This window comes from Streptomyces sp. 8N616 (genome assembly GCF_052246385.1).
In the GTDB taxonomy this organism is placed as follows: Bacteria; Actinomycetota; Actinomycetes; order Streptomycetales; family Streptomycetaceae; genus Streptomyces.
In genome coordinates this window covers 24,323-37,189 of record NZ_JBQQBY010000035.1, presented here as the reverse complement: position 1 = coordinate 37,189, position 12,867 = coordinate 24,323, and the positions used below count along the sequence as shown (strand labels likewise).

General features: G+C 67.6%; 10 protein-coding genes. 4 read left to right on the top strand and 6 right to left on the bottom strand.

Annotated elements, in window-relative coordinates; all coding sequences use genetic code 11:
* The first annotated feature begins 141 nt into the window (after positions 1 to 141).
* The 4 genes from ACTWQC_RS27465 to ACTWQC_RS27450 all read left to right on the top strand — a co-directional run bounded on the left by ACTWQC_RS27465 (position 142) and on the right by ACTWQC_RS27450 (position 4,563).
* Positions 142 to 1,506 carry an extracellular solute-binding protein gene (locus tag ACTWQC_RS27465; RefSeq protein WP_443318498.1) on the top strand — a complete coding sequence of 455 codons (1,365 nt, stop codon included), beginning with the start codon at positions 142 to 144 and terminating at the stop codon, positions 1,504 to 1,506.
* The gene (locus tag ACTWQC_RS27460) at positions 1,503 to 2,381 is read left to right on the top strand and encodes a carbohydrate ABC transporter permease (RefSeq protein ID WP_443318497.1); all 879 of its coding nucleotides are present in this window, start codon (positions 1,503 to 1,505) and stop codon (positions 2,379 to 2,381) included. The genes ACTWQC_RS27465 and ACTWQC_RS27460 overlap by 4 nt, the downstream gene beginning before the upstream one ends.
* 140 nt (positions 2,382 to 2,521) lie before the next feature.
* Entirely contained in the window at positions 2,522 to 3,130 is a 609-nt protein-coding gene (locus ACTWQC_RS27455) for a TetR/AcrR family transcriptional regulator (protein ID WP_443318496.1), read from the top strand.
* Positions 3,127 to 4,563 (top strand): MFS transporter, encoded by a 1,437-nt coding sequence (locus tag ACTWQC_RS27450; protein ID WP_443318495.1) that lies wholly within the window; start codon positions 3,127 to 3,129, stop codon positions 4,561 to 4,563. Before ACTWQC_RS27455 ends, ACTWQC_RS27450 begins: the two co-directional genes overlap by 4 nt.
* A gap of 158 nt (positions 4,564 to 4,721) precedes the next feature.
* On the opposite strand, the gene ACTWQC_RS27445 is transcribed toward ACTWQC_RS27450, so the two are convergent.
* The 6 genes from ACTWQC_RS27445 to ACTWQC_RS27420 form a co-directional block, all read right to left on the bottom strand.
* Positions 4,722 to 5,864, bottom strand: a complete 1,143-nt coding sequence (locus ACTWQC_RS27445; RefSeq protein ID WP_443318494.1) for an XdhC family protein — start codon at positions 5,862 to 5,864, stop codon at positions 4,722 to 4,724.
* Between the two features lie 93 nt (positions 5,865 to 5,957).
* Positions 5,958 to 6,434, bottom strand: a complete 477-nt coding sequence (locus tag ACTWQC_RS27440; protein WP_443318493.1) for a (2Fe-2S)-binding protein — start codon at positions 6,432 to 6,434, stop codon at positions 5,958 to 5,960.
* Positions 6,435 to 6,444: 10 nt separating this feature from the next.
* Positions 6,445 to 8,778: a molybdopterin cofactor-binding domain-containing protein gene (locus tag ACTWQC_RS27435; protein WP_443318542.1), complete on the bottom strand. Its 2,334-nt coding sequence runs from the start codon at positions 8,776 to 8,778 to the stop codon at positions 6,445 to 6,447.
* Between the two features lie 473 nt (positions 8,779 to 9,251).
* Complete coding sequence (locus ACTWQC_RS27430; RefSeq protein ID WP_443318492.1) at positions 9,252 to 10,445, bottom strand: PucR family transcriptional regulator; 1,194 nt, start codon at positions 10,443 to 10,445, stop codon at positions 9,252 to 9,254.
* 189 nt (positions 10,446 to 10,634) lie between these two features.
* Positions 10,635 to 12,248: a sodium/solute symporter gene (locus ACTWQC_RS27425; protein WP_443318491.1), complete on the bottom strand. Its 1,614-nt coding sequence runs from the start codon at positions 12,246 to 12,248 to the stop codon at positions 10,635 to 10,637.
* Complete coding sequence (locus tag ACTWQC_RS27420; RefSeq protein ID WP_443318490.1) at positions 12,245 to 12,622, bottom strand: DUF485 domain-containing protein; 378 nt, start codon at positions 12,620 to 12,622, stop codon at positions 12,245 to 12,247. Before ACTWQC_RS27420 ends, ACTWQC_RS27425 begins: the two co-directional genes overlap by 4 nt.
* Between the last annotated feature and the right edge of the window lie 245 nt (positions 12,623 to 12,867).

Sequence of the window (12,867 nt, the reverse complement as noted above, 5' to 3'; positions counted from 1 at the left end):
CATCCGGACAATGCCCAACGGCCCGGAACTTCCCCTTCCCCGGCAGGCTCTTTCCCCCCACTATGAGTCACCCCCTGGCCACCAGTCAGGAAAGGTGTACGGACGGTCACCTGACCGATCCAGCGTCGGCCGCTTTAGGAGATGATCTTGCGCCCCACAGCCTTATTGCCCCTCGCGCTCAGCACTGCCCTGGTCGGCACCCTACTCACCGCATGCGGCAGCGGATCCGGCAGCGACGCGCACACCGTCCGAGTGGTGTTCCAACAGTCCTTGGACAACAAGGCCAGGACCATGGACAACCATCTGGCACGGGTGAAGAAGCAGTTCGAGGAGAGATACCCGGACAAGAAGGTCAAGCTGCTCCCGATCAAAGCGGCGCCCGCGGACTACTACACCAAGGTCCAGCAGTTGATGCGCTCACCGAAGACCGCCCCGGACCTGGTCTACGAGGACACCTTCCTCATCAACGCCGACATCACCGCTGGACTGCTGCGCCCGCTCGATGGCTATCTCAAGGACTGGCCGGAGTGGGACAAGTACGTCGACACCGCCAAGACGGCGGCCAAGGCGCAGGACGGCAAGACCTATGGCATCCCGGACGGCACCGATACCCGGGGGCTGTGGTTCAACAAGGACATCTTCGCCAAGGCCGGGCTGCCGAAGAACTGGCAGCCGAAGAACTGGGACGATGTGCTGGACGCCGCCCGGACCGTCAGGAAGAAGGTGCCGGGTATCACCCCGCTGAACGTCTACACCGGCAAGAGTCAGGGCGAGGCGGCCACGATGCAGACCTTCGAGATGCTGCTCTACGGCACCGGCAAGGACCCGCTCTACGACGCAGAGAACAAGAAGTGGGTGTCCGGCAGCAAAGGCTTCCGGGACGCGCTGAACTTCGTCAGGACCGTGTACCACGAGAAGCTCGGGCCGAAGGTCTCCGACGCGCTGGATCCGAATGTGTACACCTGGGTGACCGGGGAGTGGTTGCCCCAGGGCAAGCTGGCGATCGCGCTGGACGGGTCGTGGCTGGGCGGGACGTGGATCAAGTCCGGCGCTGCCCCGTGGAAGCAGTGGGACAAGGTGCTGGGGCAGGCGCCGATGCCGACCCAGAACGGGCAGTCGCCCGGCGCGGTGAGCATGTCGGGCGGCTGGACCTGGGCGATCCCGGCCAAGGCCAAGAACCCCGAACTGGCCTGGGAATTCATCGAGGTTCTCGGCACCAAGCGCAACTCCGTCGCCTACAACGTCGCCAGCGCGAACATCGCGGTACGCAAAGATGTCGCGGAGGACAAGGCGTATACGGGCTCGATGCCCGGCCTCACATTCTTCACCTCCCTGGTGGAGCACACCCATTACCGGCCGACGCTTCCCGCCTATCCTCAGGTGTCCACCGCCATCCAGGAGGCGATGGAGTCGGTCACCACGGAGGACGCCCCGGTTGAGAAGGCGGCGGACGCCTATGACAAGCAGCTGAAGTCGATCACTCGCGGGGCGGTCATCGAGAAGTGACCGAAGCAGCCAGGGCCAGACACCTGCCGCGCTGGCGCTGGCTGCTGCTCGGCCCGGCGACCGTGCTGCTGTTGCTCTTTCTCGCCGGGCCGATCACGTACTGCGTCTACATCGCGTTCACCGATACGCAGCTCTCGGGGCAGGCATCTGCCTCGTTCATCGGCTTCGACAACTTCCGCCGTGCCTTCGATGACGACAATTTCCGCAACGCCGTGTGGCTGACGCTGATCTTCACGATCGTGTCGTCGGTCCTCGGGCAGAACGTGCTGGGCTTGACCCTGGCCGCGCTGATGCAGCGTGCGTCCCGGCCCGTGCGCTTCCTCACCTGCGCGGTCGTCATCGTGGCCTGGGTTCTGCCCGAGGTGGTGGCGGGCTTTCTGCTCTACGCCTTCTTCCGTGACGAGGGCACGCTCAACACCATCCTGTCCTGGCTCCATCTGCCCGGCCAGGACTGGTTGTTCACCCTCCCCATCCTCGCAGTGTCCATCGCCAACGTCTGGCGCGGCACAGCGTTCTCCATGCTCGTCTACTCGGCCGCGCTGACCGAGATTCCCGCCGAAGTCACCGAGTCCGCCCAGGTGGACGGGGCGAACACCGTACAGCGGCTGTGGCGTCTGACCCTGCCCATGATCCGCCGGGCGATCGGCACCAACCTGATGCTCAACACGCTCCAGACGCTCTCTGTCTTCGGACTCATCTGGGCGATGACCCGCGGCGGCCCCGGAAACCGCAGCCAAACCCTTCCGCTGTTCATGTACGAGCAGGCCTTCAAAAACAGCCTGATCGGTTACGGCACGGCGGTGGCCCTGCTGCTCCTCCTCGTCGGGGCGCTGTTCTCGGTGTGCTATCTGCGGCTGATGCGGGAGGAGGTCTGACATGGGCAAGCGGCACCGGTTGCGCCGACGCTCGGCCGCCGACCTCGCGCTGCTCACCGTCGCCGGGGGCCCCACGGGCGGGAGGGGCTGAACGATCTCGTGGCGTAGACACTGTCTACTCAATGCGGTAGACAGTGTCTATGTCTGAGCACGAGGCGGGTCTGCGTGCCCGGTTGGTCGATGTCGGCGTGGATCTGGTGTCCAGCGAAGGCCTGCAAGCACTGACCTTGCGTGAGATCGCACGACGGGCGGGGGTCTCGCACGGAGCGCCACGCCGTTACTTCCCGACCCATCTGGAGCTGTTGTCCGCCATCGCGCGGCGCGGCTTCGACAGTCTGGCCGACAGGGCCGCAGAGACGGTCGGGGACGGCCGGGCGGATCCCCGCTCCCAGCTGGCGGCGCTCGGCCGGGCCTATCTCGACTTCGCGTTCACCAACCGCGGCATGTTCGAATTGATGTGCCGTCATGACCTGCTGGAAAGCAACCGTCTGGGCTTGCGCGAGAAGAGCCTTCCGCTCTTCGCCCTTCTCGTCGACCTCGTGACCAGGGCGCGGTTGCGGTGCGATGCGACTGCCGAAGAGGCCTCGGGGAGGACGGCATCCGTTGTCGCGGGCGCGCTGTGGGCGAACCTGCACGGCATCGCCCAGCTCTGGATGTGGGGCAGCCTCCCGCTCGTCACGGAACTCGACGATGTCGAACCGCTGCTGCTGGCCGCGCTCGACGCTCACCTCGGCCCGGAGAACGGATGACCACAGCCGCTCATCGGCGTACCGCGCTCGCCTGCAGCATCACCGGTGCCGCGGTGGTCGCCCTGGACGGAACCGTGCTGACCGTCGTGCAGCCCACCATGCAACGGGAATTGCATGCCTCGTTCGCAGAGGTCCAGTGGACCAGCACCGGCTATCTCATCGCCGTGGCGAGCCTGCTCGTCTTCACCGGCCGCCTCGGTGACCGGTACGGCCACCGGCAGGTCTTCGCTGCCGGAACGCTGGGCTTCGCTGCCACGTCGGCAGGGATCGGCCTCGCTCCGGGGGTCGGCTGGGTGATCGGCCTGCGCGTCGCACAGGGAATCTTCGGCGCGCTGCTCCAACCAGCCACGCTGGGCATGCTGCGCGCCGCCTACCCCCGCGATGGGCTCGGCACGCCCATCGCCCTGCGCACCAGCGCCATGGCCGCATCGGCGGCCGTTGGCCCGGTCATCGGCGGAGTGCTCACCACCGAGCTGGGCTGGCGAGCCGTCTTCCTCCTCAACGTCGCACCCGCACTCGCCATCGGAGTGCTCGCCCTCACCGTCCGAGTGCCCATGCCCCGGAGCTCCACGGGCCTCGACCTGCCCGGCGCCTGCCTTCTCGCGATCGCCTTGGTGTGCCTGGTGTACGCCATCGTCGAGAGTCCCGACCACCATCGGACGTGGGCAACCGCGGCAGCAGGTGCCGTGGCCACGGCCGCCGCAGTCGCGTTGAGCCGGCATGAGCGGCGCACTCCACGCCCCCTCGTGCCCCCCGATGTGATCGGCTCGGCGCCGATCTTCTCCTCGCTCGCCGTTCTGCTCACCGCATCGGCGTCGATGTTCGGTGCGCTCTTCGTGGGCTCCTACTACCTGCAGGACGTCCTCGGCATGGATCCGCTGCAGTGCAGTCTGGCGGCGCTTCCGGGTCCCGCGGCCATGGTGCTGGGCGCCCCAGTCTCGGCCGTTTTGCTCCGCCGGTTCGGTACGCGCCGGACGGCCGTGGCTGCGATGGTGCTGCTCGCGCTCGGGATCCTCGTCCTCTCCGCGCTGGGCCGGACAGCCATGACCGTGGCGCTCGGCAGCGGCTTCCTCCTCCTCGGCGCGGGATTCGGCACGGTGATGGTCGCTGCCACGGCCGTCATCGTGCACCACGCGTCCGTGCACACCGCCGGCGTGGCCGGAGGACTCCAGCAGACCGCGATCAACATCGGCCCCGCCGTGGGGATCGCCGCGGCAACCGCGCTGATGACCCTCGGAGACGAGGCCGACGGGAGCGGACGACACGTCAGTGACGAGACCTTCGTCCCCGCGATGAGCGGCACCCTGGGGGTCCTGTCGGCGGTCGCCGTGATCGGTGCGCTCCTCGCTCTCGGACTGCCCCGTCGCCTCGGGGGCGCGGGGAACCAGAAGCCCGCTGATGCGACCGCCGCATCGCTTCACGAGGGCCGCTAGAGGAGCGGCGACGCCCTTGCTAAAAGCGGCCACGCTGGTCCCACTCCGCAGTCGTAGGCAGCGTCTTGGAGGAATCGCATGCCACCAACGTCTCCTACCGGCGGTCACCGACCTGCGCGCGCAAAGCTGACCAGGGTGTCGAGCGGCCGCGCGCTCTTTCATGCCATCGAGATGAGGCGGTTTGATGGCTGCGATGTCGTGTCGTGGTGGATGGGGCCATCGGTGTGTGTCAGCGGCTGGCCGCTCCCGCCCCGGCGGTGCGCCACAATCTCGGCCGCGATCGACAGGGCCGTCTCCTCCGGTGTACGGGCACCGAGGTGAAGGCCGATCGGCGAGTGCAACCGTGCCAGTTCCGCCTCGGTGACACCGGACTCCCGGAGCAGCTCCAGCCGTTGCAGGTGGGTTCGACGCGAGCCCATCGCGCCGATGTAGGCGATCGGGAGCCGCAAAGCCCGCTGCAACAGCGGGACGTCGAACTTGGCGTCGTGGGTGAGCACGCAGATCACGCTGCGTCCGTCCAACGCCTGCGACTCCAGGTAGCGGTGCGGCCAGTCGACGACCACCGCATCCGCTTCCGGAAAGCGTGTCGGAGTCGCGAAGAGGGGGCGCGCGTCGCACACGGTCACGTGGTAGCCGAGGTACTTGCCGATCCGTACGAGTGCCGCGGCGAAGTCGATGGCACCGAAGACCAACATACGTGGCGTTGGAGCGATCGATTCCACCAACAGCGTCAGCGGCTCGCCGCACCGGCTGCCTCGGGAACCGATCTCGATCGTGCCCGTCCGACCTGTCTCCAGGAAGGCAGCGGCCTCGGCGCGCGCCGTCGCCTCGAGGACCGGATCGGCGAAACCGCCCGCGCAAGAGCCGTCCGCCCGTACGAACAGGGCCCCACCGACCAGGTCGGTCGGCCCGCGGACGATCCTGGCCACTGCCACCGCATCTGCCGCAGCTGCGGTGGCCAGGGCCCCCACCAGTTCCGGGCGCTCGGTGGGGAAGACGGGCTGTACGAAGATATCCAGCACTCCGCCGCACGTCAGGCCGACCGCGAAGGCGTCCTCGTCCGAGTAGCCGAAGCGCTGGAGCGTGCAGGCGGCGGTCGCCAGTGCTTCACGGCACAGGTCGTACACGGCGGCCTCCACGCATCCCCCGGACACGCTCCCGATGACGGCGCCGTCGACGTCGACGGCCAACGCCGCGCCCGGCTGCCTGGGAGCGCTGCCGTTGACCGTGACCACGGTCGCGACAGTGAAGGCCCGTCCCTGCTCGCACCAACGCGACAACTGGTCGGCGATGTCCAGCACGATGCTCCTTCTCCTCGTTCGGCGGCGGCCTGGGTTTCGGCGCATCGACCGCCGCGACATGCCTGTGCGGCGCGCACTCGGGGCAGGGGCGGGTCACATGTTCGCAGCGCCCGCCTTGATCGCCTCCCGGATGCGGTTGTATGTACCGCAGCGGCAGATGTTCCGGATCTCGTCGAGATCGGAGTCGCTGATCTCATGACCGGCAGCCCGTGCTTGCTTGACCTTGGCCACCGCCGCCATGATCTGCCCGGGCTGGCAGTAGCCGCACTGCGCCACGTCGTACTCCAGCCAGGCTTCCTGCATGGGATGCAGGTCTGCGCCGTCCGGTGCGGGCAAGCCTTCGATGGTGGTGATCTCGTCGTCCGCCCTCACGTCCTTGACCTTTACAGCGCAAGGGTTGAAGGCCTTGCCGTTGACGTGGGACGTGCAGGCCTTGCAGACGTTGATGCCACAGCCATACTTCGGCCCCGTGACGCCCAGTACGTCACGCAGGACCCACAGCAACCGAACGTTGTCGTCGACGTCGACCGTGACGCGCTTGCCGTTGAGGATGAAGGTGTGCGTGCTCATGGTGCGCTCCTCAGTAGGTGTGGCTCAGGCCGTCGGACGGCGACTCGGGAACGGGTGGAATGAAGGGCTTGACCTCGAAGGACAGCGTGTCGTGGTTGATCGGGAACCGGGTGGGCATCGTGCCGGTCGCACGGGCGTAGGCGCACGCGACCGCGGCCACGGAGGCGGCCACCCCGGCTTCCCCCGCACCACCGGGTTGCTCGGAGTCAGAGGGCATCACGATGCACTCGAAGCCGAAGGGCACGTTCCACTGCCGGGTGTAGAAGTAGTTGTCCCAGCTGGCTTCGAGGAAGTGCCCGTCCTGCAGGTGGAGGCTGCTGGTGAGGGCCAGCGCGATCCCGTCCGCGACACCACCCAGCATCTGGGCCTCGAGGCCCTTGGGGTTGATCACCAGTCCGGCGTCCACGGCGATCACCGCCTTGGTCACCCGGGGGCCGGTGACCGCGTTGTAGATCTTGCGGTTCACGGTCTCGGGTCGACAGTCGATCTCGACGAGCACCGCGGTCGCTCCCTTGTATTCGCTGTGGATCGCAATGCCCTGCGCCATCCCGTCGGGCATCGGCCTGCCCCAGTTGCCTACGTCAGCGACCTTCTGGAGCACCGCCTTGACCCGGTCGTTCTTGAGGAAGGCAAGCCGGAACGCCAGCGGATCCTTGCCCATCTTCCGGGCGAGCTGGTCGATCACCAGTTCATTGGCACACGCCACATCCGGCGAATAGATGTTGCGCATGCTCCCGGTGTTGAAGCGCGAGTCGGTCTCGTTGAGCAGCTGGGTGACGGCGCCGAAGTTGTAGGGAAGTTCCTGGGTCAGCGTGAAGATGCTCTCGGAGAACCCCAGCCCGCTGAGCCCGGTGGGCAGCCTGTCGGCCGTAGCCGTGATCATCTCGCCGAGTCCGTGGCTGAAGTCGGTGACCACACTGGTATGCCGCTGTTCGAAGGTCAGCACCTCCCCGTCCAGGTACGTAGCCCGGATCCGCGACGTCGCCATGGGGTGCACCCGCCCTTGCCGAGGCTCGTCGGCGCGATGCCACATCAGCTTGACCGGCTTGCCCATCGCCTTGGATATCTTGGCGGCCTCGATGGCGGCGTCACCGAAGAGCTTGTGTCCGAACGACCCCCCGCCGGTGACGACGTTGACGGTGACCGCGTTCTGCGGCAGCCCGACGGCCTTGGCGATGTCCCCTTGCGCGACGATCGGCGACTTCAGTCCCGCCCACACCGTCGCACGGTCCGACCGGACGTCGGCGATCGCACAGTTCGGCTCGAGCGCGGCGCTGCTGCGGAACATGAAGGTGAAGTCCGCCTCTACCGTGCCCGCCAGCAGCGGGACCTTCGGGACCGCCAGGGGCGCCTCGGCCTCCCTCAGCCGGGCCAGGATCGTCTTGTCGGACTCACCCTCCACCGGGCCCGGTTCCCACTCCACGTCGAGCGCACGCACCGCGTCGATGCACTGCCCGAACGTCCCCGCACGTACGGCGACCCCTGTGTCGACCATCACCACGTCCGTTACGCCCGGCATGGCAAGGACCGTGGCGCTGTTGCGCACCGACTTCGGCGATCCGTTCAGTGTGGGCGGACGGCAGACCATGGTCGGCAGCGCCTCTGGCACCTGAAGGTCCATCGTGAACTGCTTCCGTCCGGTGACCGCACGTCGGGCGTCCTTGCGCCCGTGGGGCTTGCCGATCACCGAGAAGCTCGAAGCGGGCTTCAGCTCGACCTCCATCGCCTTGACGGTGCGGCTGGCCGCCTTGGTGGCCAGCGAGCCATAGGTCAGTGACGACCCGTCAGGCGCGACGACTACTCCGTCCTTCGACTTCAGCAGCTCCACTGCCGACCCGAACTCGATCGCCGCGGCTTCCAGCAGCGCTTTCCTGGCGATCGCGGCGGCGACACGTACAGGTGTAAAGGTCGAGACCGTGGTGTTTGAGCCGCCGGTCAGCTGGTTGAACACCAACTCCGGGCGGGCCGGCGCCAACGTCACGTGCACCTTGTCGACCGGCAGGTCGAGCTCCTCGGCGATGATCACCGCTGTCGAGGTGGTGATGCCCTGGCCGACTTCCATCCGCGGAAGCTCGAACGATGCGGTGCCGTCCTCGTTGATTACGATCTTGATCAGCGCGGACGTGGGGCGTGCAGCGTCGGTCTGCATATCCTCGAGGTCGTACAGCTCCGGGGTCTGGGGCGCTGAGGGCACCGCGGCGTAGCCAGGTGTACCCAGCCGGAGGTCGGCGGCCACGGCAAGCGTGGCTCCGCCCAGCACAAAGCCAAGGAACGCGCGGCGGCTGGTCTGCGCGTGCTTCCCGCGTCCAATGGTGCGGCCACCCCTGGCAGGGACGTCGGTCATTGCACATTCCTTTCCTGAGCCCAGTCGTCCGCTCTCGAGATCGGCAGACAGGTGATTTCCGGACAAGCGCGGCAAGGAGCACTGGGCTGGGCCAGGTGTCGGCTCCCCATCGGCGAGCGGACCAGAGCCTAGGACCGCATACACTCCTGGTCTTTGGGCCGAGCACCAGCGAAGAGGGCGGCAGTTTTGTGCGCGATCACAAACGGAATCCGGCGTTCGAATGAAGGGACACCAAGGCCGGCTGATCTGCGAGTGCCGCGTCAGCCAGTTCACCGCCCACCAGAAGACTGCGCGGCGCCGGCCTTCGGCGTGATCGCCGGAGCGCGTCCGCTCGGCCTGCGCTCCGGGAGGACCTCAGCGTCGTCTGGGTGGACGACATCCGCGCTCGCCAGGGCCCACACCAAGCACTTCGCTCGGGGCGGGACCGGCGTCGGGGTGGCCTGCGCGTACCGGTGTCCGTGCCGGCCGAGGCCTCATCCCGGGATGGTGCCCAGTCGCGCGGCCTGCAAGGCAACGTAGAGCTCCGCGGAGGAGTCCGCATCGCTGGTTCGCCGGCCGGTCAGTTCGGTGATCCTGTTGAGGCGGTACAGGACGGTGTTGCGGTGGCAGTGCAGGTGCTCGGCGGCCCGTGCGGTCGAGCCGCCGGCGGTGAACCAGATGTCCAAGGTGTCCAGCAGCACGGCTAGTTCCGCCGCCGGCAGGGTGAGCAGCGGCCCGAAGACCGTATGGGCCACCTCGGAAGCGGCGTCGGGTGAGGTCGCCGCGAGCAGGGCTATCGGTGAGCTTCCGTAGATGTGTGTGCCGGGGGCTCCGGGGGGCAGGCACTGGGCCGCCAGTTGGGCCTCCCGCCGAGCGTTCGGCGCGTCTATGGGTGAAGTGAAGGACCGGCTGATGCCGACGCGGGAGAGCGCGATGCCGTCGAGCCGTTCCTCCACCGCAACGGCCATGTGCTCATTCGGGAGGGCGAGGAGGCCGAGCAGGCTGCCTGCCCGGTGGATCCACTCGGCATCGATATCGACCGCCCGCAGCTGTCCCTCGACCGCCGGCAGGGGATCGGCGCCGTCGTTGATCTCGGCGCACACCACCAGGAAAGGTCCTTTGCGGTCCAGCCGCAGGACCCGCATGATCTCCCAGGCGTCGGAGCTGTTCCCTGCGGTGCCGTCGAGCAGCGTTGTGAGCATGACGCTGCGCGCGGAGGCGTCGCGGCGTGCCTGTTCCTCCACCGCGGTGCGGTAGGCCTCGGCAGCGGCGCTGGAGCACTCATCGATGATCAGCCAGACGTCCGAGGCCCTGTGCAGCAGCCAGCTGGCGCTGTCCTGGTCGAGGGCCATGGCCAGCAGCCGGTCCCAGATGAACCGCCCGGCGAGGCGGAAGGCATGCAGCAGAGCGGCCAGTGGGATGCCTTGCTCGGCCTTCAGCCGGCCCGCCGCCCGCGGGGCGTCCATGTTGGTGGGCACACCCCCGTTCTTCAAGGCCATGAGCAGTGTGCACAGGTTGTCGTGCACGGCGGTGCGCAGCTGCTCGTGGCTCAGCAGCGTGCTCTCGGCGTACGAGTGCTCGCCGTTGAGGATCTCGGCGGTCAGGTCGTCGGTCAGCGAGTCCACTGAGCCCAGGAGCCGGTCCAGCAGATCGGTCATGCGCGCGTCAGCGCTGGGCGGCGTGGTCATGCGCAGATGGTAGACCCCCGCGATTGTGCACGGGCACAAAGGGTGCGGTGTTATCACCGGCCACTGCCCATGGCCCCGGTCGCGTCGGTGGCCCATACATCCTTCCCATTCGGCACTCGCGGACCACGTCCCGGCTGGAACACGTCCGGTTACCGTGGGGCTGTCCAGCGCGGCAGCCCCACGGCCCGCTCATACGGGTGGCGCGTCAGCACCCGCCAGGATGCGCGGTTCTATGGCCTCGAACTGCTGTTGCTCCCGTTGCCGGGTGCGGCGGTCGCTGAGTTGGGTGCCGAGCCAGCCGAGGAAGAAGCCGGCAGGGATGGAGACGAGCCCCGTGGTGTGCAGCGGGAACCAGCTGAAGTCCTGGCCGGGGATGAGGGCGTTGGGCCCTCCGGATGTCACCGTGGAGAACGTCAGGAGCACCAGGACGCAGACACTGCCGCCGATGAGCGTGGTGAGCAGCCCGGTACGGGTGTAGCGGCGCCAGAAGAGGCTGTAGACGAGGGCCGGAGAAATGACCGAGGCGCCGATGCAGAACGACAGGGTGATCAGCGCCTGAAGCGCCCAGTCCTGGACGACGATCGCGAGAGCCACGGCGGGCAGCCCCACACCGAGTCCGGCCAGCCGGGCGGTGACCATTTCACGGCCCCGGGAGACCGTGCCGTCGCGCAGCCCCTGGGCGAACAAGTCGTGGGCAAGCGACGAGGCACAGGCCAGGGTCATCCCCGCCACGGACGAGAGCAAGGTGAGGAAGACGGCGGTGGCAACGGCGCTGAAGACGAGGGTGGAGAAGGTTCCCGAGCCCTCGACGACTGCCTGGCCGATCTGCAGGATGGCGAGGCTGCCCTGCGGGCTCCCGGCAGCGATCTTACGGCTGCCGATGAGGGCCGTGGCGCCGATGCCGATGACGGCGATGAGCAGCACGACGTAGATCACCACGGCTGACGCCCAGGACATGGCGCGGCGTATGTCCGGTGCGCTCTTCGCGGTGTACATGCGCATGGTGACGTGAGGGAGGACGGCTGCCCCGATGACCACGGTGAGCATGCCGCTGATGGTGTCCAGGCGTCCTGTGGCGTCGGTGCCGAACTGCAGGCCCGAGCTGAGGAAGGCCACTCCGGCCCCGCTGCCCCGCTTGGCGCGGTCGAGCAGCTCGACGGGGCTCCAGCCGACCCGGTCCATGACCAGGACCGCGACGATGGTGACCGCGCCGGTCAGGACGACGATCTTGATGATCTGGATGAGGGCGGTGCCCTTCATGCCGCCGATGGTCGCGTAGGCGATCATCAACAGGCCGAGCACGATGATGCACCCGGTGCGTACGCCTTCGCCGGAGAAGCCCAGGACGAGGGCGACGAGATGACCGGCTCCGGCAAGCTGGACGACGATCATCGGTACGAGGGCGAGCAGGGTGATGATGCTGGTGACTATGCGTACCTGCCGACTGGGGAAGCGCCGGGCGAGGGCGTCGCCCATGGTGAACTTGCCCGCGTTGCGGAGAGGTTCGGCCAGCAGGAACATCAGCAGGAGCAGGGACAGCGCAGTGCTGACGCCGAGGGTGAGGCCGTCGTAGCCGGTGAGTGCGACGATGCCGATGGTGTTCAGGATGGTGGCGGCTGAGATGTAGTCACCGGCGATGGCGAGTCCGTTGCGAACGGGAGAGAGGCTGCGATAGCCGGTGTAGAAGTCGCCGAGGTCCTCCCTTTCTGCGCTGGTCATGATGCACATCAGCAGACTGACGCTGACGACCGCGCTGAAGATGACCAGGGACAGGGTCTGGGCGGAGGTGTCGAAGGTGTTCACCAGCCGCGTCCCTCAACAGTGTCGTCCTGCTGCGCGGCGGTTGCCCGTACGCCGTGGGCGAGCGGGTCGACGTTGCGCTGGGCGAGTCGTTCGTAGGCGATGACCGCCACTAACGCGACGGGCAGTTGCAGCAGGCCCATGAGGAGACCGAGGTTGAGTCCCAGGAACAGCTCGGTGTCCATGACGTCCGGAGCGAACCCGGACAGCAGGAGGAAGAGGACGAAGCAGCCGAGCGCGGTCAGCGTCATGCTGCGGCGCAGCAGCCGGTAGGCGGAGCGCAGTCGGCGCAGGTCGCCGGCGGTGCTGCGGGCCCGCGGGGGCTGCGGCCGGGGCGGCAGGAACGAGTGGGGGTGGGATGGTGCGTCAGATGGCATGAAGTGCTCTTCTGGTGCTGGAGGGTCAGTGCGTCGCGGGGGGGGGGGGGGAGATGAACGTTACTCACAAGTAGCAAGTGGAGGGAAGGGTCACCACGGAATCACCGCTGAACGGCAACCTCTGCTAACGACCTGGTCGTTCCATCAGACGACCAAGCGTCTTGGAGTGCTGTGCGGCGGCACCTCGTCCGAGCGGTCAGGTTGCCATTCCTCCGCCGACCCTATGCCCGGCCAGCGAAAACACC

Coding starts and splice junctions, on each gene's coding strand:
- ACTWQC_RS27430 (WP_443318492.1), bottom strand. CDS start 10,445: ATGACCACGCCGCCCAGCGCTGACGCGCGCATGACCGATCTGCTGGAC.
- ACTWQC_RS27450 (WP_443318495.1), top strand. CDS start 3,127: ATGACCACAGCCGCTCATCGGCGTACCGCGCTCGCCTGCAGCATCACC.
- ACTWQC_RS27440 (WP_443318493.1), bottom strand. CDS start 6,434: ATGAGCACGCACACCTTCATCCTCAACGGCAAGCGCGTCACGGTCGAC.
- ACTWQC_RS27435 (WP_443318542.1), bottom strand. CDS start 8,778: ATGACCGACGTCCCTGCCAGGGGTGGCCGCACCATTGGACGCGGGAAG.
- ACTWQC_RS27420 (WP_443318490.1), bottom strand. CDS start 12,622: ATGCCATCTGACGCACCATCCCACCCCCACTCGTTCCTGCCGCCCCGG.
- ACTWQC_RS27465 (WP_443318498.1), top strand. CDS start 142: ATGATCTTGCGCCCCACAGCCTTATTGCCCCTCGCGCTCAGCACTGCC.
- ACTWQC_RS27455 (WP_443318496.1), top strand. CDS start 2,522: ATGTCTGAGCACGAGGCGGGTCTGCGTGCCCGGTTGGTCGATGTCGGC.